This window comes from Pseudomonas cichorii (assembly GCF_003700275.1).
Taxonomy (GTDB): Bacteria; Pseudomonadota; Gammaproteobacteria; order Pseudomonadales; family Pseudomonadaceae; genus Aquipseudomonas; species Aquipseudomonas cichorii_B.
In genome coordinates, this window is sequence record NZ_RBRE01000045.1 from 1 (window position 1) to 24,466 (window position 24,466).

Annotated in this window: 21 protein-coding genes and 1 pseudogene; 12 read left to right on the forward strand and 10 right to left on the reverse strand. The window is 54.9% G+C overall.

Annotation, left to right across the window (positions count from 1 at the left end; genetic code table 11):
- The 3 genes and pseudogenes from ALQ04_RS12940 to ALQ04_RS12950 form a co-directional block, all read right to left on the reverse strand.
- A pseudogene (locus tag ALQ04_RS12940) lies at positions 1–414 on the reverse strand (hypothetical protein); the annotation flags it as partial.
- A gap of 10 nt (positions 415–424) precedes the next feature.
- A complete protein-coding gene (locus tag ALQ04_RS12945) occupies positions 425–970 on the reverse strand; it encodes a PAAR domain-containing protein (protein WP_122316154.1) in 546 nt (181 codons plus the stop codon).
- 589 nt (positions 971–1,559) lie between these two features.
- A complete protein-coding gene (locus ALQ04_RS12950; RefSeq protein WP_122316155.1) occupies positions 1,560–2,237 on the reverse strand; it encodes a hypothetical protein in 678 nt (225 codons plus the stop codon).
- A 592-nt stretch (positions 2,238–2,829) separates the two neighbouring features.
- Here ALQ04_RS12950 and ALQ04_RS12955 point away from each other — a divergent pair.
- Together ALQ04_RS12955 and umuC are read left to right on the forward strand one after the other, a co-directional pair.
- Positions 2,830–3,261, forward strand: a complete 432-nt coding sequence (locus ALQ04_RS12955; RefSeq protein ID WP_122316156.1) for a LexA family transcriptional regulator — start codon at positions 2,830–2,832, stop codon at positions 3,259–3,261.
- A complete protein-coding gene (gene umuC, locus ALQ04_RS12960; protein ID WP_122316157.1) occupies positions 3,248–4,525 on the forward strand; it encodes a translesion error-prone DNA polymerase V subunit UmuC in 1,278 nt (425 codons plus the stop codon). Before ALQ04_RS12955 ends, umuC begins: the two co-directional genes overlap by 14 nt.
- Positions 4,526–4,536: 11 nt before the next feature.
- Here the strand turns inward: umuC and ALQ04_RS12965 are convergent, their stop codons facing one another.
- From ALQ04_RS12965 to ALQ04_RS12975, 3 genes are all read right to left on the reverse strand, one after another.
- Entirely contained in the window at positions 4,537–4,992 is a 456-nt protein-coding gene (locus ALQ04_RS12965) for a DUF411 domain-containing protein (RefSeq protein WP_122316158.1), read from the reverse strand.
- Between the two features lie 201 nt (positions 4,993–5,193).
- The gene (locus tag ALQ04_RS12970; protein WP_122316181.1) at positions 5,194–5,403 is read right to left on the reverse strand and encodes a hypothetical protein; all 210 of its coding nucleotides are present in this window, start codon (positions 5,401–5,403) and stop codon (positions 5,194–5,196) included.
- Between the two features lie 186 nt (positions 5,404–5,589).
- Positions 5,590–6,327, reverse strand: coding sequence for a Crp/Fnr family transcriptional regulator (locus tag ALQ04_RS12975; RefSeq protein ID WP_122316159.1), 738 nt, complete (start codon positions 6,325–6,327; stop codon positions 5,590–5,592).
- 136 nt (positions 6,328–6,463) lie between these two features.
- Here ALQ04_RS12975 and ALQ04_RS12980 point away from each other — a divergent pair, with 136 nt between their 5' ends.
- From ALQ04_RS12980 to ALQ04_RS13005, 6 genes are all read left to right on the forward strand, one after another.
- On the forward strand, positions 6,464–8,086 hold the full coding sequence (locus tag ALQ04_RS12980; protein ID WP_122316160.1) for an NAD(P)/FAD-dependent oxidoreductase: 1,623 nt from the start codon (positions 6,464–6,466) through the stop codon (positions 8,084–8,086).
- Positions 8,087–8,108: 22 nt separating this feature from the next.
- Positions 8,109–8,420, forward strand: a complete 312-nt coding sequence (locus ALQ04_RS12985) for an EthD family reductase (RefSeq protein ID WP_183142167.1) — start codon at positions 8,109–8,111, stop codon at positions 8,418–8,420.
- A 171-nt stretch (positions 8,421–8,591) separates the two neighbouring features.
- Complete coding sequence (locus ALQ04_RS12990; RefSeq protein WP_122316162.1) at positions 8,592–11,348, forward strand: TerB N-terminal domain-containing protein; 2,757 nt, start codon at positions 8,592–8,594, stop codon at positions 11,346–11,348.
- Complete coding sequence (locus tag ALQ04_RS12995; RefSeq protein WP_122316163.1) at positions 11,345–12,640, forward strand: ATP-binding protein; 1,296 nt, start codon at positions 11,345–11,347, stop codon at positions 12,638–12,640. The genes ALQ04_RS12990 and ALQ04_RS12995 overlap by 4 nt, the downstream gene beginning before the upstream one ends.
- Positions 12,615–14,867 (forward strand): DEAD/DEAH box helicase, encoded by a 2,253-nt coding sequence (locus ALQ04_RS13000; protein ID WP_122316164.1) that lies wholly within the window; start codon positions 12,615–12,617, stop codon positions 14,865–14,867. Before ALQ04_RS12995 ends, ALQ04_RS13000 begins: the two co-directional genes overlap by 26 nt.
- Positions 14,868–15,048: 181 nt before the next feature.
- Complete coding sequence (locus tag ALQ04_RS13005; protein ID WP_122316165.1) at positions 15,049–16,671, forward strand: methyl-accepting chemotaxis protein; 1,623 nt, start codon at positions 15,049–15,051, stop codon at positions 16,669–16,671.
- Between the two features lie 614 nt (positions 16,672–17,285).
- Here the strand turns inward: ALQ04_RS13005 and solA are convergent.
- The 4 genes from solA to ALQ04_RS13025 form a co-directional block, all read right to left on the reverse strand.
- A complete protein-coding gene (gene solA, locus ALQ04_RS13010; RefSeq protein ID WP_122316166.1) occupies positions 17,286–18,461 on the reverse strand; it encodes an N-methyl-L-tryptophan oxidase in 1,176 nt (391 codons plus the stop codon).
- Between the two features lie 399 nt (positions 18,462–18,860).
- Complete coding sequence (locus ALQ04_RS13015) at positions 18,861–19,547, reverse strand: amino acid ABC transporter permease (RefSeq protein WP_122316167.1); 687 nt, start codon at positions 19,545–19,547, stop codon at positions 18,861–18,863.
- 2 nt (positions 19,548–19,549) lie between these two features.
- The gene (locus ALQ04_RS13020) at positions 19,550–20,278 is read right to left on the reverse strand and encodes an amino acid ABC transporter permease (RefSeq protein WP_122316182.1); all 729 of its coding nucleotides are present in this window, start codon (positions 20,276–20,278) and stop codon (positions 19,550–19,552) included.
- 70 nt (positions 20,279–20,348) lie between these two features.
- Positions 20,349–21,155 (reverse strand): ABC transporter substrate-binding protein, encoded by an 807-nt coding sequence (locus ALQ04_RS13025; protein ID WP_122316168.1) that lies wholly within the window; start codon positions 21,153–21,155, stop codon positions 20,349–20,351.
- A 554-nt stretch (positions 21,156–21,709) separates the two neighbouring features.
- On the opposite strand from ALQ04_RS13025, the gene ALQ04_RS13030 reads away from it, so the two are divergent.
- The 4 genes from ALQ04_RS13030 to sctI all read left to right on the forward strand — a co-directional run bounded on the left by ALQ04_RS13030 (position 21,710) and on the right by sctI (position 24,463).
- Positions 21,710–22,633, forward strand: a complete 924-nt coding sequence (locus tag ALQ04_RS13030) for a sigma 54-interacting transcriptional regulator (protein WP_122316169.1) — start codon at positions 21,710–21,712, stop codon at positions 22,631–22,633.
- Between the two features lie 117 nt (positions 22,634–22,750).
- Positions 22,751–22,957: an ATP-dependent helicase HrpA gene (locus ALQ04_RS13035; protein WP_122316170.1), complete on the forward strand. Its 207-nt coding sequence runs from the start codon at positions 22,751–22,753 to the stop codon at positions 22,955–22,957.
- A gap of 135 nt (positions 22,958–23,092) precedes the next feature.
- A complete protein-coding gene (locus ALQ04_RS13040; protein WP_259645001.1) occupies positions 23,093–24,058 on the forward strand; it encodes a harpin HrpZ family protein in 966 nt (321 codons plus the stop codon).
- Between the two features lie 36 nt (positions 24,059–24,094).
- Positions 24,095–24,463 (forward strand): type III secretion system inner rod subunit SctI, encoded by a 369-nt coding sequence (sctI, locus tag ALQ04_RS13045; protein ID WP_122316172.1) that lies wholly within the window; start codon positions 24,095–24,097, stop codon positions 24,461–24,463.
- The last annotated feature ends 3 nt before the right edge of the window (positions 24,464–24,466 follow it).

A 24,466-nucleotide genomic window follows, 5' to 3' on the forward strand; every position in this document is an offset into this window, starting at 1 on the left:
CTGTTGAGTCTTAGAAAGTTCTTCATAATTTTTGTTGAACTGGGTTTGAGCTTTTCCATCTAGGATTTCGCTGTATGTTTTTCCGGTTTTTTTCTTTTTCTGCACGATGGCTAGGCCCTGTGCAGAAGTCAGCTTACGGTGCTCGTACATGATTTTGTTGCGCATTTCGTTGCTGAACTTTGTCGCGTCTTCGACGCTGATATTGCCAGCTCTCACCTCCGCGAATATCTGTTGTGACATTCGTCGAATATTGCCCTCGTAGCTTGCACGGACGCGTTCGTCCTTGATTGCATCGATGGAGAAACGACTCGCCGCACCCTCCATGCCTGCAACCGCCATTTCAAGGGGAGACCGGGCGAGCGTATGTTCGCTTTTGACAACATAACTTCCGGTTACCAGGTTCGGTTCCGTCACGAGAATATCCTTATCCCAAAATATCGTTCAGCAATCCGTCAATACCGGTGGTTGTGCAGGTGTTCTCGTGTTGAGCAAATGCCAAGGTGTGACATGCCCTTCCGGTTGGGTTGGAAAACTTGACTGAGTTGTTTGCGTCAAAGACACCTTGCATGGAAGATCCGTCGTCAAAATGAGCCGTGCAGGCAAACCCTTCGTAGCTCTCTTCTGCGGGAATCTTAAAGCTGATCCAGTTCTCGTGGATGGTCATAGGGGTGGGCGGAATGAACGGTGCCGGAGTGTGGGAATCGCCGATGATCACCGTACCTGAGCCGCCGATCACGACATCGCCGTGGGTGCCGACAGTACCGACCAGTGCGGCGTTCTTGCCATTGATGAAGACCGTTGCTGCGACGCTCGACGCTAGCGCACTGCCGCAGGTGCAGGTGTCGCCTTTGGTCGCTGCTGCAAGTCCGTCGAAAAACACATTAGGAGAACCGGAAGCGATGGCCTTGGGGCCGTGTCCAGGCATAGGACAACTGGTCGGGTCGGTGATACGTGCGGCTGGCTTTGCCATGCTTGACTCCCTGTCAACGAATTTAACAGGGCGACTGTACCAGACTTGCTCTGAAAATTGTCCGCAGAGTCTTGGGCATGTAGTAGGAGATGATGAACCAAGGTTATCGTTCCGAAACAAGAGAAAGCCATTAGGTTTTATGCGGGCTGTATCGAAGGGAGAAATGCAGAGAATCGGAACGATTATTGATATAACTATATGTTTTTAAATGATTTAGTTAGCAGACTTGAAAACTGCCGACTGTAACAGGTCCTAGAGTTCGAATCTCTATGCCTCCGCCATATTCGAGACGCTAAAGCCCTGATTATTCAGGGCTTTTTCGTTTCCGGGGTTTGGTGGCCTGACCACACCTGCCACCTCAGTGCAGGAGCGAATTCATTCGTGAACACGCCTCATGCAACGCCATCTGCGGCCATGACCGCTCCAGTTCAGCCTATGCCGGACTAACCGCCATTCACGGCTAAACGAACAATGGGGAGCTGCTTCGGCGGGTAGCAGACCGGGTGTCTTTTTCAGAGATCGCCTTCGCCAATATATCGAAGCATGCGAAAGCGACTCTGGGCGGGTATTCAGCCTTGCGGAAGGATTTTTACTGGGTAGCGCCGTACGAACCGTCAACGGGCTTGTTGGTGGTTACCTTGACGATCGACCCTTCAAGCACTGTAGTGCCAGTATTGAAAGAGCGATCTTCCAGGTCGTTGGAGGCGATATTGTATTGCTCCATGGCTCGTTTCTGGCGCTTGATGTGCTCATTCAGCTTTGCAATCTCTGCACTTTGGTCGCGAATCAGGGCACAAGCATCGCTGAGCTTGCAGGAGGTGTCTTCGAGGATGCTATTGAGCTCAATGCTTTCATTCCACAGTTGGTGGTTTTCTGCCAGCTTCTCATCCAGCTCTTTCTCAATCTTGCGAGTGCGTTTGGCGGAGCCAGCAGCCGTCTGCGTTAGCGATTCGATCTGCTCATGATTGTGCTGAAGCTCGGCTTTCAATTTCTTGATTTTGAGGTTCTTGCGTTTGCGCTCGGTGTCGAACCTTTGAGTCACCAGGTCCTCATGGTTGCCGCGCTCTTGCTCAATCAAGGCCTTAAGTTGCTTGGGGGTCATCTCAATCAGCAAGCGGCCATTGGTCTTGCCAGGAAAAACGACTTTGGTGATTGCAACGTAGTGCGGTGCCAGAAATTCAAGATCGATGCTTTTCGGCAATTTTTTGCCCGCATTGAACTCTTGGCGCAAGGTTCGAGACAGCGTAACGCCGAGAAATTTACTCATGAAACTCTCCAATCGATTAAGTAACTCACATGTGTCTGCAAAACGTGGGTCATTCACCGTGAGGTGTTGACCAGTGCAAGCCTTGAACAAGGCCTGGAATGCGACAGGTGAGCTACCTTGGCCTTGGAGGCTCAAGAGCTGAACAGGCAATGGAGTCCGAGGCTTCCATATCTGTACCTACCGGAGGGGCACAACCGCTGAGTCCGTCACGTCAAGGATCAATGGGCATGGCCTGTGATCTTTGACGCCGATCCTGCCAAGTGGCATCAGGTGTAAACCTTTATCCACTCGTGGGGTGTGGGGGTAAATCGCTGCTGATCCTAGCAAGCCCGTAACGCTTTTGGAATCAGATTCTGCAGGGGCGCCGGGAATCGCTATCCATAGGCCCCAGCATGCTCTCGGCAACATCTGGCAAGACGAGGTAGCTTCATTGCGTTCGGCTCGATTCAGGTTTGAGAAGCGATTCGATGTATGGGCCTCAAGGTTTCTTTCGTATGGCGACGTCCGTCGCAAATTCCTGCATCACCCGTTGACCAGAGCCGACTGAAATCGTTAACTGTATATCTATACAGTTATCTGAAAGCAGGGCGCCATGAGCATTGAAGTAGTAGGCCGGGTACAGTCTGGGGGTGAAAGGCTTCCGATGTTCTCGTTTCGCGTGCCGGCCGGTTTTCCTTCGCCCGCTGCAGACCATATCGAAAAGCACGTCTCCCTCGATGAGCTGTTCGATATCCGTGCACCGCATGTGTATCTGGTGAAGATCGAGGGCGACAGCATGCAGGGCGCAGGAATCTATAGCGGCGACCTGGCCGTGGTTGACCGCAGTCTCTACGCTGAGCATGGCGATATCGTCATTGCAGCACTCAATGGTGAGCCTGCCTGCAAGCGTCTGTACATGCGCGACAACATCATCACCCTGCAGTCCGAAAACAGCAAATACCCGCCGCGCCCCGTGCTTGAAGGGGACGAACTGGTGATATGGGGCGTGGTGAAGTACAGCGTTCGTGCCCATGACAAGTCGTGAGCAGGTCTTTGCCCTGATCGACTGCAACAGTTTCTATGCAAGCTGTGAACGGGTTTTTCGGCCCGACCTTGCGCGCACGCCGATTGTTGTTCTCTCGAATAACGACGGTTGCGTCATAGCACGCAGCTACGACGCACAGCCGTTTGTGAAAATGGGTGCACCTTATTACCAGATCAAAGAGGTGCTGCGCGAGAACAGGATTGTGGCGTTCAGCAGCAACTATGCCTTGTACGGCGACATGAGTGAGCGGGTCATGACGATCCTTGAATCCATGCTGCCTGCCGTCGAGGTGTACAGCATTGATGAGGCCTTTGCTGATCTGTCAGGTATCCCCGGTGACCGGGTAGCTTTTGGTCGTACGATTCATGCCGCAGTCCTCAAGCGCACCGGTATCCCGGTCGGTGTCGGCATCGCTCCCACCAAGACGCTGGCCAAACTGGCCAATCACAACGCGAAACGCTTTCAGGCCCGTACCGCTGGAGTTCTGGATATCTGCGATCCGGTCAACCTTGACTGGGTGCTGCGCAACACCGATGTCTGCGAGGTGTGGGGCGTCGGACGACGCATGAAAACCCACTTTGAAAGGCTGAATATCAAGACTGCCATGGATCTGGCGCAAGCCGATCCGTCGATGCTCAGGCAGAAATTCAATGTGGTGATTGAAAAGACCGCTCGCGAGCTTGCAGGAACCTCGTGCCTTGAGTTGAACGAGCCCGATCCGCCAAAACAGGAGATCTGCTGTAGCCGTATGTTCGGTCAGCGCTTGACCGAGATCGCGCCGATCAAGGAAGCCGTGGCCAGCTACATGATGCGTGCTTCTGCCAAGCTGCGTGCCCAGCATTCCCTGTGCAAGAAGATCCGCATCAGTATCAGAACCGGCATGTTCAATGAGGGTGAAGCGAAGTATGCCAATGGCGCGCTTGTCGAATTGCCCTATCCCACTAACGATGTGCGCTTGATGACCCGGTTGGCTGTCGATGCCGTTGACAGAATCTTCCGCCCCGGCTTTCGTTACAGCAAGGCGGAGGTCCTGCTGATCGATATCAGGCGACCGGGTGAGTTCTCCGACGATTTATTTGCCCAGGTGCAGCCGGCGGCCTCCAACAAGGTGATGGGCGTACTGGATCAAATCAATGGACGATGGGGGAAGGGGACGTTACGGGTAGCGAGCGTTCCGGCCAATCCTGGCTGGGCCATGCGCCAGGAAATGATGAGCCAGAGATTTACCACGAATATCGATCACCTATGGACTGTGAAGTGTTGATGAACGATGCATCAGCGTTCCGGAATATCTGCCAGCACCGTCTCGGCGCCGGACTGGGTGACACCGATAATCTGGTGAGCACTACGACGTTCACCTGACTCCATGCCGGGAGAGCCTATCGGCATGCCGGGTGCCGCGACTCCCTTCAGATTCGACCTTTGCTCCAGTTCGGCAATCTGCTCGACCGGAACATGGCCTTCGATAAACTTGCCGTTCACAACGCCGGTGTGACACGAACCCAGTTTGGCGGGCACACCGAGCTTTTCCTTGACGGCGCTCATGTTGTCTTCGAGATGGTCGACCACTGAATAGCCGTTGTTCTCAAGATATTTGATCCACTTGGTGCAGCACCCACAATTGGGGTCTCTATGCACATCAATCACTTGTGGGGCTGCCTGGAGAAAACACGCAACGCCGAGAGCTGCGAAAGCTGCAATCACCTGCAGGGTTTTTCTGAACGGGGTCATGGCTGAGGCTACTCATGGCGGTGGAAGACAGGTGCATCAATAGCCTCTGGGAAGATCGCTGCTTAATGCAAACCCAATGTGTTACTGAATGCCAGTGCCTGTCAGGAAAGACAAAAAAAGCGCCCAACAGAGCGCTAAATATTCACCTTAACCAAAGGAGCAATGATGTGCTTCTAAAGGTGAATGAGCTTGCCGTAGCAATCAGCCTTCCAACCTTTTCGCATCATCGGCGCGGAGTTTTTTCTCGGCCCGGGCATACTCAGTGGCGTTGCCCTGGGCATTGAAGCGTACCTCTTGGGCGATTCGCATTTTTTCAGCTGCCGGGCTTGAGCGCTCACTGCCGTCATGGGCGAGTACAGCGGTGCAAGAGAGTGCGGTGACCGTCAGAACCAACGATTTGATCAGATTCACTGTGATTACCATTTAGGTGAGTGGCAGTACCTGATCAGCGTCTTGGGCTCATCAGGAAGTGAGATCAATATACGTTGGGCTGGCTAACAGGAACGTGAGTGGATAATTACAATCCTGTAAGAAACAAGGGCGCAGTACCTGTGCGGATTTCGCACGATTTTCACAGGGTAATTTGCGCAACTCCTTCTATTGGCTGTCGCTTGAATCCGTGGAAGCGCTCATGCCCAGATGATTGGCGTGCTGGATAAGGTTTTCCAGGTTGTGTAGCTCAATGGATTTATAGCCATGGGTCAGTAATCCCAGTTGTTCCAGTCTGGCCAGCGCGGCGTTGATGCTTTGTCGAGTGCTGCCCATCATCTGCGCCAGGTGCTCTTGAGAAACGGTCAGTTGTATCGACGGGATATGCGTGCGTGATCCAAACCCGTGCGCCATCAGCCATAACCGTCGTGCGAGCCGATAGTGCAGGGCTCCCGGCTCGCCAATCACCTGATAGGCCACGCGCAGTTTGTTCATGCTCAGCCGAGCAATATCCCGCCAGTAGACCGGGTTCTGGTCCAGCCACTGGGTGAGCGCCTGCAGGGAAATGCACAGTACCTGAGTGTCGACATCGGCAATTGCGTCATGGATGTAAGGCTTGCCATCAATCAGCGACATATCACCGAACCAGTGGCACGGCTCCAGATAGACCAGCAGAAATGGCGCGCCGTCCTGCAGGGAACTGCTGAGCCGGATGGCGCCTTCGGCTACGCAGAAAAGAGCATGCCTGGCGGAGTCTCCTCTCCGGTACAAGGCCTCGCCAGCAAGGCAACGATAGATTTTTGCATTGCTTAAGAGTGCCTGCCGGAGCTCCTCTGGGCATGAGGAAAACCATTGATCGGTTTCCAGTGATGGCAGTAATGACGCGATATCGATGGGTGCATCCATGATGGGGATTCAAAATTCCAATTTTTGACAGACTGCCATCTTCACCTCTCATAGCCTAGCCCTGCCAATGACTCTGCAACGATTCACTGGCTCTGCTGCACCCGCTTTGTCGCTTGCACTCAATAGGTAAACAACAATGAAAAATACCGCTGACTCCAGCTACAAGCGCGCCTTGGCGCGTGGCGATCTCGAAACAAGGTTTGACGCTATCGTCATGGGTTCCGGTGCCGGAGGCCTGACCGCGGGCGCAATGCTTGCGCTCGATGGCAATAAAGTGCTGGTGCTGGAGCGTCACGCCGTGATTGGCGGCTGTCTGCAGGTGTTCAAACGTCCGGGATTCGAGTGGGATGTCGGTCTTCACTACGTGGGTGAAGTGCATCGCCCTGGCACCTTGCAGAGTCTGTTCAACAAGGTCACGCGGGGTGAGCTGAAATGGCAGAAAATGCCCGCTATCTACAACAGGATTGCGATTGGTAATGACATTTATGATTACCACGCAGGCAGTGCCGCCTTTAAAGAGCGCATGAAGGGGTATTTCCCGGACGAAGCCGAAGCCATTGACCGTTATATCGAACTGGTCAATGAGGCAAACCGTTCGGCTGGCGAGTTTCTGGTCGCGCGGGCGATGCCGGGCCCTATGGCTGACCGGGTATTTGCTCATGTTGCGCCACGTTTCATGCCGTTAGCGGAAAAAACCACGCTGCAAGTACTGCGCTCGATCACCCGTAACGAGACATTGATTGCCGTCCTTTGCGGCCATTTTGGTGACTACGCAAGTCTGCCGGGAACCGCCTCGTTCTCGGCCCACGCCGCGGTTATCCGCCATTATCTGGATGGCGCAAGTTATCCGGTAGGTGGTTCGCAGGTTATCGCCGAGCATATCTCGGAAACGATACGCGCAGCTGGCGGCATGGTCTTGGCGGGTGCCGATGTGGTGGCTGTTGTCGAGCATGGCGGCACGGTGGTCGGTGTGCGTATGGCCGGAGGCGAGGTGCTGGAAGCGTCCCGGGTTATCAGCGGTATCGGCATTCGTCAGACGCTGAACATGCTCGACAGCGAAAGTCATGAAGTTGCCGACATCAACGCCAAAGCCCAGTCCATGCCAAGCACGTTGCCGGCGGTGGTGCTCAATGTCGGCCTGGATGCCAGTAACGCCGAGCTGGATGTAGGACCGGCCAATATATGGATTCACAACAGCATCCGGCAGACCGAGGACTGGCAGCACTACATCGAAGATTCGGCCCATCGGCCAATGCCGTTGCACTTCATCTCGCAACCTTCGGCCAAGGACCCGACCTGGCCTGAGCGTTATCCTGGCCACAGCACGATGGATATCTGTAGTTTTACCGACTGGAGCCTGTGGAAGCCGTTCACGGATACCCAGTGGAAACGCCGGGGCGACGAATATACCGAGCTCAAGGCGCGCTTGAGCGAGGAAATGCTGGCGCAGGTCTATCGTTTCTATCCGAGGGCGAGGGGGCATGTCGTCCATGCGGAGCTGGCCACGCCAGTGAGTTTCAATCATTTTCTCGGGCGTACACGGGGCGACTTCATGTCTTTTGCCCCAACGCCAGAGCGTTATCAGCAGCGCTTGACCAAGGCCTTCAGCCCGGTGAAAGGGCTGTTTTTCACGGGGCAGGATGTGGCAATGGGCGGTGTAAGCGGTGCGATGGTCGGCGGCTTGCTCGCGGCATCGGCGGTGCTGGGCCGCGATTTGTTCCGGGAGCTGAGGGAACCCGCTGAGTCTCATGTTGACTGACCACTATATCCGGAGGAATACCATGATCAGAGTTACCGTCTCATATCCGCCCCATCCTGATTGCCAGTTCAATCACGAGTATTACCAGAGCACTCATGCGCAACTGATCCGCGACAAACTGGACGCCCATGGCCTGGTGAAGCTGGAGATGGATCAGGCGTTGCCTGACCCTGGCGGCAAGTTGCCTGCGAGCGTTGCTGCTGCGCACATGTTCTTTAATGACCTCGATAGCTTCAAGGGCGCGATGAAGGCTGAGGGCAAGCTGCTTGGCGACGACCGGGAAAACTACACCGATATCATCCCGGTGGTAGTGGTTAGCCAGGTCATTTTCTGATTGGGGAGGCCAGGCTGTAAGCGTTTGATGCCGAAGATATATATGCTTTTACCCTGTTCGAGATGCTGAAGCTCTGATCATTCAGGGCTTTCTCGATGTGTCCATGCTTGGCCCGCACTAACAAAGTGTGGATACTGTCCGTTGGCCAGCCCATGATCACGGAAGACTCAAATGGCACACCAGCAAAGAGCCAGGTCGATAGGGGCTGGCGTAGTAGCCACCATCTTGGCGATCTTCGTGAGTCTTGCCGCAGGCTTACCTGCTTATGTATGGATCGCTTTCACACTGGCAGTCGTTGCCTGGTTGGTCGTTAGAGCGCAAACACCTCACGCCGATCTTGTCGCCGGCCCTCAACCTTCTTCAAAACTCCTCACGGTAGAGCATTCACCCTACAGTCGACCGTCCAGCAATCTCGTTGGAGGAACGCAACCTTATACAGATGACAGTCGGCTTGCAGATGCTGCTGAAGAAGAGCTCCGGCTCGACTCTGAAAGCCTCGCCATAGGGCGATTTGCACGTTTCAGTCAACCTTCGACCCATCTTGTCGGAGGCACGCAGCCTCATCCAGATGATATCCGCCAGCGTCAATGGCCCACTTCGTCCATGGACGATCCTGAAAGTTTTGCGATAGGACGATTCGCCCGCTTCAGTCGGCCCCCGACCCATCTTGTTGGCGGTACAAAACCCTGTTTCGACAAGGTTGCCGATACTTCACTACCAAAGCCTTTGCCAGTCACCGCGCAAGTGAAAGCACCCAGAGGCCGTCCAGAGTTCTTCGGTGTCCACGAAGAGTCATCCTCCAGCAGATCCTTCAACATTCCCAAAGCGCCTGATCGTCCGGGCAAAAGTCGATGGTTCGGGGCAGGGGAGTCCGTCACTGTCGCGGGGATTCTTTTGCCAGGTGGGTTGATCTACGTGGGGACGAACGATGCGAAGTTCAGGCTTGCAGAGCCCTCATTCATTGACACGTCCTTGCAGGTAAAGAATTCGCCCGCTGACTTTGAGGCCAGGCTGCAAACCTATTGGCTGAGTTATGAAATCCTGACACCTGCGGCGCGTCGAGGCTATTTACAGTGGCTGGCAAGCGGTCGATGCGCGCCGGGAGCAGACATAGCGTATGTCCTCATCTTTTTCTATGGCCTTGAGCGTCGGGCGCTCATGGATACAACTCATGACGCCGGTGCACGAGAAGAGATCCCCGTCATTCGAGCCGAAGTGACACGTCTGAGAACGCTGTACGGTGATGATTTAACTTTCCGTAGTTATGCCTCCAGGCTGCTTGAACATCTGAACGTTGGCGACATTTCGGCTCAGATGTATCTGCATGAGCCGCCAACAGTCTCCGCTGAAGGCTATGAAATGCCGCTTTCAGTGCGTGTAGCTCTCGGCCAGATGGCGACTGACAAACATCCTCTGAACGCCAGCTGGGCTTTGGCCTGGGCCCTTTCGGACCCCAACATTTCACGGCGCACCCCCGTTTTCAGATGCGCTGATCAGTTTCAACGCCTTTTCCAGATAACCTATGAAAAGCGTTTTCCGCGTGGCCTGGTGCTGCTGAACAACAAGACACGGCTCAAGGTTGCTTATCGGGCGGCGTCATTACATATCAATGTCCAGGATATGTCAGTCGGGGATCTTCCCGATGTAACCGCAACATCCGGCACTCGCAAAAAGCTGCAAATCATCGTTGAAGAATGTGCCACCGTGCTTGATCCATTCAGTCGATATCTGGGTCGCAACCCGGATAATCACGATGCACTGGAAGGGCTGTTGCAACTGCCAACCTTCCTGTGGCCTGAACCCGCGAGAATGGAACTCGAAGCGCTGCAATCGCGAGTCGGTCATGACGCTATTCTGATCACCTTCGGTGAGCTGGCCGCACGTTTCAAGTCTGCCGGAGCCTTGTCGCGCGATAAAGTCATAGCTCTGGCGAGAGCGCTGGAGGCATTGAACATTGGCATGGAGCCCGACGTACTGTCCGGCAGCCGCATTCCGAAAACCGAAGACAACATCGTACTGTTCGCGGCCGAGCCTGACGACGGAACGTTACGGGCTACAGCGGAGTACAACGCCGCAGTCGTCACGCTGGATCTTGCCAGTGCCGTGGCCGCAGTGGACGGGGAGACAAGCCAGGATGAAATCGCCTTACTTGGCCTTCATATCGACTCCTGGAGTCATCTATGCCATGCGCATCGCAAACGTCTCAAGGCACATCTGCAGATCCAGTTGCAGCAGCCGCCGACGCTGGCAAGTCTGAAGAAGAAGCTCGATCCGCTCAAGCAAGATGAAAAGCGCACCATCGCAGGTTTCCTGGCTCATCTTGCCCATGCTGACGGAACCATCAGCCCTCAGGAAATCAAGCTTCTGGAACGTGTCTACAAAGCGCTTCAACTCGATCTGCAATTGCTGTACAGCGATCTCCATGGTGCGGCAGCCAGTCCACTGCAACGATCCAAATCAGCCGGTTCATCCCAGGCAAATTACGCTGGCGTTCATGGCTCCTCGTCACCTTCCAGAGCTGACACCGGAACCAGAAAGCCGGGTTCCGGGATCGTTCTGGACATGAACAGGGTTGCACAGTTGCAGCGCGAGACGGCCGAGGTGTCAGCGCTTCTGGCCAAGGTTTTTCAGGAGGATCAGGCAGACGAACAGGTCGTCCTGGATGAGCTTGTGCAAAGTGCCCCCGAGATCGGTGTGCATTTATACGGGCTCGATGCCGAACACTCGGCATTTCTACGTCTGTTGGTATCGCGTAATGAATGGAGTCGGCAAGAGTTGGAAAATGTGGCTGTCGACATGGAGCTCATGCTCGACGGCGCACTTGAGCAGATCAATGACATGGCATTCGAATTGTTCGGGATGCCGATTTCCGAAGGCGATGATCCGGTTGAAATCAACCCGGATGTCTTAAGCGAGCTAACCCTATGAGTACGATACGAGCCAAGGATCGCGATGCGGTCATTCAGTCACTTCGCGCAGGTGTTGTTCCTCGGGTTGGTCAGCACCTGATCCAGGTAGGACGGGTCGGAGAACTGGATGCACTGATAAAGGATGTTGATCGACTGGTAGATGGTGGTTCGGCATTTCGCGTCGTCATCGGCGAATATGGTGCGGGCAAGACATTCTTCCTCAATCTGGTCAGGGGCATTGCGATGGAGCGCAAGCTGGTGACCATGCATGCCGATCTCAACCCCGATCGGCGCTTGCACGCCTCGGGTGGCCAGGCTCGCTCGCTTTACGCGGAGCTTGCCAAGAACATGTCCACGCGCACCAAGCCTGATGGCGGAGCTCTTCAGGGGATTGTGGAGAAATTCATCTCCCAGGCCAAGACCGAAGCCAAGAGCAAGGGCATCGATAGCGAGACGGTGATCCGCCAGTATCTGGCTGAACTCACCGAGATGGTTAATGGCTATGACTTTGCCGAAGTCATAGCGGCTTACTGCCGCGGCTTTGATGAGGGGAACGAGCAACTCAAAGCGGATGCCATTCGCTGGCTCAGGGGCGAATTCACTACCAAGACGGATGCGCGGGCAGCACTCGGGGTCCGGACATGTATCGATGACGCATCTGTCTACGATCAGCTAAAGCTGCTCTCCCGTTTTGTCAGGCTCGCAGGTTTCGGTGGATTGATGGTTTGTCTGGATGAATTGGTCAACCTGTACAAACTGGCCAACACTCAGGCACGCAATGCAAACTACGAGCAGATCCTGCGCATTCTCAATGATTCCCTGCAAGGGTCGACTGATGGTTTGGGGTTTGTACTGGGGGGAACGCCCGAGTTCCTGATGGATTCGCGCCGAGGCCTTTACAGCTACCCGGCTCTACAGTCCAGGCTGGCAGAAAACACCTTTGCCCGGACCGGGTATGTTGACCTCTCTGGTCCCGTCATTCGTCTGACCAGCCTGACGCCCGAGGACTTCTACGTTCTGCTGCAAAATCTGCGCAACGTTTATGCCTATGGGGATCCCGCCAGGTACCTGCTTCCAGATGAGGCGATTCCCATCTTCATTGATCATTGCGGGCAGCGGCTGGGGGAAGCCTATTTCCGTACGCCCCGAACCACCATCACTGCTTTTATCAACCTGCTGGCTGTTCTTGAGCAAAATCCGGGTAGCGATTGGAGAGAACTGCTGGATGCCGTTGAAATTTCCAGGGATGACGGTGGCAAGAAAGATTTCGATGTAGAGGCAGATGATGAACTCACCAGCTTCAAGCTCTGATTCATCGGCCTTTGAGCGACTGCATCCCGATATAAAGCAGTGGGTCTGGGCACAAGGCTGGACCTCACTCCGGGATGCTCAGGAGTGGGCCATCCCGGTGCTGGTGGAGGCCGATCGTGATGTGATCATTGCGGCCTCTACTGCCGCAGGCAAGACTGAGGCAGCATTCCTGCCGATTCTGACCAACCTGCTCAACAATGCCGGGTCGCCAGCTGCCGTACTTTATATAAGCCCGCTCAAAGCGCTGATTAACGACCAGTGGGACAGGTTGAGTCGCCTCTGCGAAAATCTCGAGATTCCGGTGGTCGCGTGGCACGGTGATGTGTCGACAAGCAAAAAACACCGGTTTTTGAAATCACCGAGTGGCATCCTGCTTATCACACCTGAATCGCTCGAAGCTTTATTCGTGAACCGTGGCTCAGCCTTGACTGGTCTCTTTCAACATCTGCGCTACATCGTAGTCGATGAGTTGCATGCGTTTATCGGTAGCGAACGCGGTAAGCAGTTGCAATCCTTGATGCATCGTATCGAAAGCGTTGCCGGCAAGAAGCTTCCACGTGTGGGGCTGTCTGCCACCTTGGGCGAAATGTCGCTGGCCCGTGAGTTTCTGCGTCCAGGGCAGGCGCAGCCTATGGAAGAAATCATTTCTCAGGCTTCTGGCCAGAGCCTTCAAGTCCAGGTACGCGCTTACATCATGCCGCCGTTCAGCCAAATCTGCCTGAAGGACGTGGCCGAAACAGCACGCGACGAGGATGACGAGGAGGGCGACGATGACGATTCCGCCTCTGGAACCAAGCAAGCTATCGCTGCGCACCTGTACAGAGTTCTCCGTGGCAGTAACAACCTGATCTTTCCCAACAGTCGCAAAAATGTAGAGTGGTACGCGGATCGACTACGCCGGATGTGCGAGAACGAGGGCGCTCCTAACGAGTTCCTGCCTCACCATGGAAATCTCTCCAGGGACCTGCGTGAAGATACAGAGCGTGCGTTGAAAGCAGGTACCCAACCTATCTCTGCCATCTGTACCACAACCCTTGAACTGGGTATTGATATCGGACACATCAAAACGGTGGCCCAGATCGGAGCGCCTCCATCGGTCGCAAGCCTGCGCCAGCGATTAGGCCGATCAGGGCGCCGCGAAGGTGAGCCCGCTACACTGCGCGCGTATTGCCAGGAGCGTGCGCTGACTGCGGATTCCAGCCTCTCGGACCAGCTCAGGCAAAACCTCGTTCAGACAATTGCCATGATTCGTTTGCTGATCGAAAAATGGTTTGAGCCTCCGAGAACGAATGGTCTGCATGCCTCCACGCTGGTGCAGCAATGTTTGTCGATGATTGCTCAGCACGGCGGTGCCAGTGCCTCTCAGCTATGGAATGGTCTGGTAGCAAGCGGAACATTTGGCGCTATTACCAAAGCGGATTTTCTGGCCCTGCTCAAGACGCTGGGTGAGAAAAAACTGATCGTTCAGGACAGCTCCGGGCTGTTGCTGCCCGGCGAGCTGGGAGAACGATTGATCAACCACTATGAGTTCTACAGCGCATTTACCAGTGATGAAGAGTTCAGGCTGATTAGAGAGGGTAAACCGCTCGGCGCCATTCCGGTAAGCCGCCCGCTGATCAAGGGCCAGCGCATCATATTTGCAGGTCGACGTTGGCAAGTGCTGGATGTGGACCTTGAGAAGAAAGTCATCGTTGTCAAAAGCGCACGTGGCGGTGAGCCTCCACAATTCGATGGGCTTGGAGCTATGGTCCATGATCGCGTCAGACAAGAGATGCGCGCTGTATTGATGGAGGTTCAACCCTGCGATTTCATCGATGCCACTGCGCAGAGTCTTCTGGATGAAGCTCGTCAGGCTTTTCAGAGGTTGGGCCTGAGCAACCGCTCGATCATTGGCTCCGGTTCCGAAAGCTACCTCCTGACCTGGGCGGGCGATTACACCAATGATGCGCTCACCTTGATGTTCAGTCAGGTGGGTGTGGCCTGCGAAAATTCGGGATTGGTGCTCAAATTCGACGGCTCAAAGGAGAAGGTTCTGGCAGCTCTTGGGCGGGTGGCAACGCTGGATGCCGCGAATATAGAGTCGCTGCTGGGCGGTATAAAAAACCTGATCAGGGAAAAATGGGACTGGGCCTTGCCTGAATCTCTACTTATCAAGACGTTTGCGTCAAGCCAACTGGATCTGGACGGTGCGATCAAGCTTGCCAAAGAGCTTTGTATGCAGGAATAGGCCTTTCGGCTCCGTTGGAATGACTGCATTTGAGCCAGATTCGAATTATGGGTGAGTCCCTGCATGTTGCTGCGTCATTGCTTGAAGGCTGCACGCCTGTCGGTAATTCATCCTACGACTTTCAAGAAAAAACCCGACACGCCGATCAGGTAAAGATAACCCTCTGTGGAGTACCAACCTGATGAGACGTCTGAACCTTGCCCCTCGTTCTGCCCTGTGCTTTGGCTTCTTCTGTTTGCTGCTGTTGTTGCAGGGAGCACTGTTCATGCGTCAGGCCGACATCCTGAACGAGGCGGAAAAGTACGTCGAAACCAATGTGCTGCCCAGCGTCAAGCTGCTCGGTTCGCTGGACCGTGAGTTTGTCGGTATTCGCGGTAACAATGCGCGCTTGCGCAACCCTGTCGAGCCTCAGGATCGCAAGACCAAGGCAATCAGTGATATCCAGCAATCGCGCCGGGCAATTGGCGAATATGCCGACTCCCTTGGCAAGCTGATCGTCACGCCTGAAGGCCAACAGGTTTTCAATGAGCTCAGGCAGGCCATTACCAATTACAACTCCATCCAGGATCGCTATTTGTCGGAGGTTGCTGCGGGCAATCTGGAAGCAGCGGTGACAACCTCCAACACGGATATGAAGGTCGCCGCCGATCTGACAGAGGCCAATCTGAAGAAGCTGATCGGTGTGAACGACATGAAAGCCAAACGTGCTGGCGACAGTGCTGACTCTGCTTATCAGGGTACTGTCGTGATGGTGATCATGTTCGTGGTGCTGGGAGCTGCCGCCACTGTGCTGCTTGCCTGGCTGTACACCCGTAGTCTCACTATCCCCATTGGCGAGGCACTTACTGTCGCCCAGCGCATCGCGTCCAACGATCTGACCCAGACCATCAAGCAAGAGGGCACTGACGAAGCGGCGCGTCTGGTCGGTTCGCTGGCGGCCATGCAGACTAACCTGCGCGCGGCATTGGCCACGATCCTCGACTCGGCGGCCCAATTGGCGACGACTTCGGAAGAAATGCACGTTGTAACCGAAGATGCTTCCAGGACTACTCAGCGTCAGAGTAATGAAATCGAAATGGCTGCGACGGCCGTCAACGAAATGAGCGCTGCGGTCGATGAAGTGGCCAGCAATGCCGCTGCGGCTTCGACATCGGCGGAGCAATCCAGCAAGGCGGCACTGGACGGGCGCGCCCAGGTTGATGAAACCGTGGCGGCGATCAATCTCATGGTGTCCAAGGTCGGCGACACTTCGGCCGAAGTGCGTGGCCTGGCGATCATGGCTACGGATATCAGCAAGGTACTGGACGTCATTCGTGCCATCGCCGAGCAAACCAACCTGCTTGCACTCAATGCCGCCATCGAGGCCGCCCGCGCAGGCGAAGCCGGGCGCGGCTTTGCTGTGGTGGCAGACGAAGTGCGCGCGCTGGCGCATCGTACCCAGCAGTCGACCCGTGAAATCGAGCAGATGGTCAGCTCGATCCAGACCGGTACCCATCAGGCAGTGACGGCCATGGAGCAAACCAGTCAGCAGGCGCATAGCACGCTGGAACTGGCCAATGGCGCGGGCAAAGCCCTGCTGGTCATCACCGAATCCATCAGCCAGATCAACGAGCGCAATCTGATGATTGCCACCGCTGCGGAAGAACAGGCTCAGGTCGCAAGGGAAGTGGACAGAAGCCTGGTCAGTATTCGTGACCTGTCGGCGCAAACTTCCGAAGGCGCGAACCAGACGACTATAGCCACTGCGGAACTCTCTAATCTGGCGACTAACCTGAGTCGTATCACTAAGCAGTTTCAGGTTTAGGCGCTGAAAAACCGTCCGGTTATATAGCCGGACGGTTACAGTTTCAGTCAAAACTTCTACCTTGAAATCACCATCGAATCGGATGATGGCTATTTGATGGTTTTTCTTTCGGACGATTTCCCTCTCTTGTTTGTTCTGCGAGCGCAGAGTCCCCCGGATTCGATGTCTAGAGTATTTATTCAAAATTCAGGCTTTGAAAAATTTTTGAAATGATGCTCTGGAAGTCTGAACATTCAGCGTCAAATATTGTCACTGGCGACGCGAGCCATCGTTCCTGTGCAGATGCCCCCTGAAAACCTCCGTGAGCAAGGTGCTCGTTTCGAGCATGATCGAGCCATGTTTTCGCCCGATTTCGCATGCATCAGGCTGTATTGGAAAGGCGCCTGGCGCAGGAATTAAAACTGAATTACCAATAAAACCCCAATACAATGTTGGGTCTGAATTTGCAGTTCATGCGGAAAGACTTGGAGGCTGGTTTGATATAAGCCTATTGTTTGTGAAAATAGTACGCTGCGATGTTCTTTCAATAAGACAGACTTTGAAAGTCTGTCTTGTCGCCTGCTGAAGTTTTTGTCGGTGCTGTGGACGTGAATTTCTTCAGCAGGCTGTTTTATTTATACCCCTGAATTGAAACGTCTCAACGAAAATGCCGACAAGTCCACATCACTCTTTCCGTTAATACATTGTTGAGCCAATGCTTGTCCAAGTCCGGCAGAATGTTTGAAGCCATGCCCCGAACAGGCAGAAACCACTGTTACGTTTTTCAAGTGTGGATGCTCATCAATGATGAAGTGGTAATCCGGCGTCACTGTATAGGCGCATACCGAGGATCTGATCACTTTGGAAGTCAGGCCGGCGATCTTGCCCTTGACCTGAGTCTGGAACATTTCCTGTTCTTCCCCGGCAGTGATAGTGCGTTGCAGCGTATCGGGTTGTGAAACGTCGATGTATTGCTCGGTGGCAATCTTCATGCTGCCTTCGCCTGCCAGCGGCGGGAAGCCGTAATTGATGTCCACTTCGCCCGGCCCGTGGGTAAGGATGAAGCTGGGTGATTGCGCGGCGAAGGTGGCGTGTTCTGCCAGCTCGAACCAGAACAGTTTTTGCCGACAGACCCTCAGCAACCGATCGAACGGTGCCCCGAGCAGTTCGGACGACCACATGCCAGCGCTGACAATCACTTTATCGGCCAGGATCGAGCCTTTATCGGTCGTGATGCGCACGCCTGCGCCGTGAGCCTGCAAGTGGGTGACGGTTTCGTCCGTCAAAATATTAGCGCCGTGCTCTCTGGCCAGTTTGAGTTGCACGGCAATGCAGCGCTCGGGCCGGACATAACCGCCAGCGGGCTCAAAGTAGCCGATGGCGCTGTCCAGGACTGGAGAGAACTGCGGGAATCGCTGGCGAATCGATTGTGCCGACAGCACTTCATGCTTCACGCCATAGGCCTGGGCGAGGGCGATGGTTTTGTGGGTGAAGTCTTCCTGATCCTGCGGGTCGTAGGCCGGGCTGGAGGTCATTACCAGCACACCGCATTGCTCGAACAGAGATTCGCCGGACAGCATTTCAAGCTCTCGCCATATGCTGTGGGAGTTGCGAACCAGCGGCAGGTATTGCGGGCCTTCGCCGACTGCAAGGCGCGTGATGCGCGTATCGCCGTGGCTGGAGCCCAGCGTGTGGGGCGGGTTGTGGCGATCGACGCCAATAACATCGATTCCGGCCCTGGCCAGTTGATAAAGAGTGGCTGCGCCCATGGCCCCGAGGCCGAGAACAGCCACCTTGCAACGTTGTTCCATCTGTTGAGCGCCTGAAAAAGCGCTCATTTCAGAGAACGGGAGCAGGGGAGGCAACAGTCAATAAGGCATAAGCATATGCCTGAATGGCATGAGTGCGTCGAATCGTGATGCTGCATCGCGCGGCTTGGAGATTTGCAATTGGCAAGCAAAAAACATCGTGTCGCCGATAATTTTTGACTTGCACTGCTCAAGGTTTATCAGTTCCGAATTTGATGAAAAGTTGTCCACGGAAATCGTGGGTATGTCTGTGGGTAACTTTTTGTAAGCCACGATCTACGTGGCCTGTGGCTGTGTGGTTATTTTATGAACAGCTCCTGTTTCGTGCTTCTCGGGTGTCCTGCCGAGCCCGGCAAGTCGTCCCTGAATGCGCGATGAAGCGCACAGAATCCGATTATTTTTTCAGTTTGCTTTCAGGTTTCTGGCACCCGCAAGCCGGCTCGCTGCCAGGTCCAGGGTCGAGCAGATGACAAAGTACACCAGGGCAACGAACAGGAATATTTCAGTGGGGTAGACCATGACCCGGTTACTGACCTGGGTGGCCACGAATGAAAGCTCGCCCACGCCGATCACATAGGCCAGCGACGTATCCTTGATCAGGGAAATCCACTGGTTGAGGAACGAGGGCAGCATGATCGGCAATGCCTGGGGCAGGATGATCAGCCGCAGCACCTGCCAGGGGCTCATGCCAAGGGCCTTGGCGGCGGCCCACTGGCCTGAGGACAGGCTCATGATGCCCGAGTGCACGGAGTGCGCCAGGTAGGCTCCGCCAATCAGTGAAAGTGCGCAGACCACAGTGAACAGGGCCGGAACATCAATGTTGAACAGGATCGGCAGCAGGAAATAGGTCCAGAAGATCAGCATTACCACCGGGATGGCGCGAAAGAACCCCAGCACACCGAGCAGGATCCAGCGTGTTCGACCGCGCAGCAGTACCAGAGCCACTCCCAGCAGCAGGCCCAATCCTGCCGCGAGAACTCCGGACAGCAGGCTGAGGATCAAGGTCAGGGCTGCACCACCCAGTGGTCCGTCGGGATAAGCACCCACCATCAGGTAGGCGAAGTTGTCACGGATGACTGAAAAGTCCATGGTCAGGCTGCTCCCTGGCGATAACGCTTGCTGTGCTGGATCATCTGACCGACTGCCTCGATCAGCGCAATGCTGAGTATGTACAGCAAGGTTGCGATACCGAAGGCCTGGAAGGCCTTGAAGGTTTCTGTTTCAACCTGACGCGAAGCGTAGGACAGTTCGGCCAGGCCGATGGCCATGGTCAGCGACGAGTTTTTCAGCACATTCATGTACTGCCCCAGCAGTGGACCCAGGGCGGTGCGCACGGCCTGAGGAAGCACGACATGACGCCAGACCTGAACCGGACGCAGCCCCAGTGCCTGCCCGGCAACGCGCTGCTGAATGCGCACCGAAGCAACGCCGGCGCGAAACTCTTCGGCGATGAACGCACTGCTATAGAGCGTCAGGCCCCAGAAACCGGCGATGAACTCGAAGGACGGCCATTCGATGAGTAGTCCGGCCAGATCGACTTCGTGAGGCATGTTCAGCCAGCTGACCAGTTCTTCGGGCAGCAGGGCACTGACCCCGAAGTACCAGAAGAACAGTTGCACCAGCAGAGGTGTGTTGCGAAACAGCGCCAGATAGCCGCGTGCGGGCCAGGAGCAGAAGCGGGAAGAGGAGATACGCGCCAGGCAGATCAGAAATCCAAGCGCCGTGGCGATCAGGCAGACCAGGATCGACAGGCTCAGCGTGAGCAGGAATCCATCGAATAACAAATGCAGGTATTGCGGGCCCAGCAGTTCACCGAACATCAAACGCCACATCCATCCAGAGTTTAGCAAGCCCGCCGGGTGCTCCGCAGCGGGCCATTGAAAAGAGGGATCAGCTCTTGTCGCCGATCTTGAACAGGCGGGCCAGCGGCGTCGGAGTATTGGGGCCGAACCAGGTGTCATAGATTTTCTGTGCCTGACCCTTGGCCTCAAGCTCTACCAGCGTCTGGTTGACGAACTCGGTCAATGCGGTTTCGCCCTTGGGGATGCCGACGCCGATCAGGTCGTTGGAAATGGTGAAGGGCGGTACTTCGTATTTGTCCTTGTCCGGCACGTTGGCCAGCAGGCCGATCAGTTTCGGGCCGTCCTGAGTGATGGCCTGCACGTTACCGTTGCGCAAAGCAGTGAAGGCAAAAGGCGTATCATCGTAGGCAATGACTTTGGCGCCGGGGAATTTCTCGCGCAGCACGCCTTCGTTGACCGTGCCCTTGTCGACACCGACGCGCCATTTATTCAGGTCATCCTGATTCTTGAGCGTGCCTTTCTTGACGATGAACTGCTGGCCCGAGGAAAAATACGGGGTGCTGAAGTTCACCTGCTCGGCCCGTTCCGGGGTGATGGTGAAATTGGCGAGGACCAGATCGACCTTGTTGGCGACCAGCAGCGGCACCCGGTTTGCCGGGTTGGTCGGCTGCAATTGCAGTTTCACACCCAGTTTGTCGGCAATTGCCTTGGCATAATCCACATCCAGGCCTTCTATTTGCTTGCTTTTTGCATCCACGAAGCCAAATGGCGGATTGCTGTCGAAAGCCGCCACCCTTAATACTCCTGATTTTTTGATGTCCTCCAGGCGGTCGGCGTGGGCCAGACCTGAGAGAACCGCGAGGGATAATGCAGTAATGGCAGTCAATTTTTTCATGAGTTCTCAACACTTTATGGATGATTCTGTAATGAGTGTTGCAGCTTGCTGATGATCTTAAAAAGAATATAAAGGAATCTTGTAATTCCTTTTTGGAATATGTAGTGTCGTGTGCTGCTTTCAATACCCGGCGCGTCACAGGACGTTCCCCGGGTACAGTTGTAGAGAATGAAGGACATGTATATGAATCAGGAGGAAGTATGTGCCAGAAATATACGACGATTTTATTACGCGTTCGGAAAACCGAATAAGAACGCACTTTGCCCGGCATAAAAGGCCGGGCTCTTAAAGGACTCACAAAGTTGCCGACCGGCTACGAAGCAATCATGCTTTCGTCTCGATTTCTTTAAATGTTGATTATCATTCGGACTGCATTACCGAGAAATCAATGGATTTAATAGAAAATCAAAACGAGATAATTGCCGGGCGTTAATTTAAAGTACCCGTTTCGCGGAGTCGGTCGCCGGCAGTGTGCTGAGACCCGTCTGCGAGGTATTCCTGATATTCAGCGGACGTGTTTATCATCGCAAGGGGATTGGATGGATGAGGGCTCTATGAATAATGACTCTTCGCAGATGGAGCATGAGGTCCTCGATATCTTTGGCACGCTGCAGTCTTTTATCCGCAAGGCGGCTCCGCTCAATGTCGACATGGTACTGGAGGGGGAGACGGGCACCGGCAAGGACACTCTGGCACGGCGGATTCATCAGTTGTCCGGGCGCGAAGGCCCGCTGGTTGCACTCAACTGTGCCGCTGTGCCTGAGCAACTGGCCGAAAGTGAGCTGTTCGGGGTCATGGCGGGTGCGTATACCGGCGCATCCAAATCCCGGGCCGGGTATATCGAGGCTTCCCATAATGGAACGCTATATCTGGATGAAATCGACAGCATGCCGCTCCTGCTCCAGGCCAAGCTGCTGCGTGTGCTGGAGATGCGCGGAATAGAGCGTCTGGGATCAACTCGCTTCGTGGCGCTGAACCTGCGCGTCATCGTGGCAACACAGACGCCGCTGGAAAAACTGGTAGAAGAAGGCAAGTTTCGCCGCGACCTGTTTTTTCGTCTGAACGTCATCAAGATCCAGTTGCCCACCTTGCGCTCACGCCTTGACCATCTGCCTTCGCTGTTCGAGCGCTTCGTCATCGAGACTGCCAGCAAGCACCACCAGCCCATCCCGGCGCGAGATCCGAAAATCCTCAACCGCCTGCTCAGCCACCGCTGGCCGGGCAATATCCGTGAGCTCAAGTGCGCGGCGGAACGCTTCGTGCTGGGCATGTCACCGCTGGGCTGCGACGACGATCCGCATCTCGAACACAACCCGCATCTGAAGAACTATCTACGCCAGTTCGAGAAGGCGCTCATTCAGGATTGTCTGTCGCGACACCCCAAGTGCATCGAGTCCGTGATCAGCGAACTGGGCATTCCGCGACGTACTCTTTATCACCGCATGAAAAGCCTCAGTATCAATTCGCCGGAGCCGTAGTCTTTTAATTCTTTTCCCTTTCATGCGTTCGCATGGAACCGCTTCTGAAAATCGACCACTCATTATTCGAACACCAATTCGGTGTCCAAACCATCTCGATGATCAGGAGTAATAACTATGGCTGGTACTGCTTCCCTTGGCGCTTCGATGGCCGCAATGACCAAAATGGACGCCACTGCTGCTGCGACCACTACGATGAACGCTGAAGCCCAATCGAACAAGATGCAAACAGATACCATTAACGGTATCGCCAGCGCCTATCAGGATTCTGCCACCAAAGCGCAGAACGCTGCTCAGCAAACCGGTAAGGCGATCAACTACTAAGTGGTTGCCGCGCCCTCTTGGTTCACACCAGGAGGGCTTCAACCTGTACGGTTTTCAAGGAGTGGATTTATGCTTTCTTCTTCGATAAGCGTTCCGCAAAGCAGCACTTTCCAAAGTACCTTCGCGGATACTCAAATGACTGCCATGCAGTCCGACTCCAGCGGCAGCGCTGGCAAGATCGCGTCACTGCTCGGTGATTCGATGTTTGAAAAGTCCGGCAGTGGCGCCAACATTCGCGACACTGATAACCCGTTGCTCGGCATGGTTGCCGATTACATGGACCGCAACCCGGACAAGTTCGGAAAACCGCACGACGCCAATGGCAAGGTCAATGGCTGGCGCGATGAACTGAGCGAAGACAGTTACCTGAACGGCAGTGAAAAAGAGTCGTTCACCAAAGGTCTTGAAGGGCTCATCAACGAATTCCTTAGCGGTGGCTCCAAGGGCCAGAACGTCTCGGGTGGTTCGGGTTTCGGTGGCGGCACTTCGGGTTTCGGTGGCGGTACTCCGAACTTCGGCACTGGCAACAGCTCTGGCGCGCATTCTTCGTCCGGCTGTGGCGGTTCCCCTGCAGCTGCTGGCGGCGGTGCAGCCTCTGGTGGTGGTCTGCAGGATCTTCTGTCCTCCTTGCTGGGCAGCCTGGGTGAAGAAAAGCTCGACAACCTGCTGACACCGGTTTCAACCGGCGGCGGTGGCGGTAGCCTGGGCGCTATGTTGGCGGCTTCCAACAAACAGGGGCAGATGAGCTTCAACTTCGAGGACAAAGACGTTCTCAAGGAGATCTCGCGCTTCATGGACATGCATCCGGAAGAGTTCGGAAAACCGGACGGCAAGTCCAAGGACTGGATGGGCGAGCTTTCCGAGGGCGATAACGTTATGTCCAAGCCCGAAGCCGAGCAGTTCCAGAAAGCGATCAACATGATCAAGGGCGAAATCAAGGACAGTGCTCAGGGCAACTCGCTGGGTGGTCTGTTTCCCAATGCGGAACAGAATTTCCAGAACGGTGGCGCCGGCAACACCCTGAAGACCGACGCCAGCATTGCCGCAGGCAACGTTCTGTCGGTTCTCGTTCAGCAAAGCGTCACCGACTCTCGCGGTTGATCTGTAAACCCTTCGTCTTGGCAGGAGAAAGCAAACATGGCCGTTACTCGCGTATCCACTCATCACACTGGTCTGTTCGAGACAGAGGTGACATCGCCACCGCCAGGTCCTACTCCTGCCGAGGCGGACATTGCCTGGTTCAATGCCGCCATGCGTTCTGGAGAACCCAAGACTGCCAGCGATACACAAATGCTGGTGTCGCCCATCTCCAAGGCATCGACGGCTTACCAGAAAGAGTCCGAACGGGTTGATCGTGACCTGCAGCGTGCAGCCAAGTCGACCGACCCGAAAATGGCACTCGATGCCAACCGTTCCCTGTCTTCTTTTTATCTGGAAAGCCTGCTCAGTGCCAAGCTGGTAAGCAAGGCGGCCCAGAGTGTGGAAAAACTGACCAGTCTGCAATAAAGG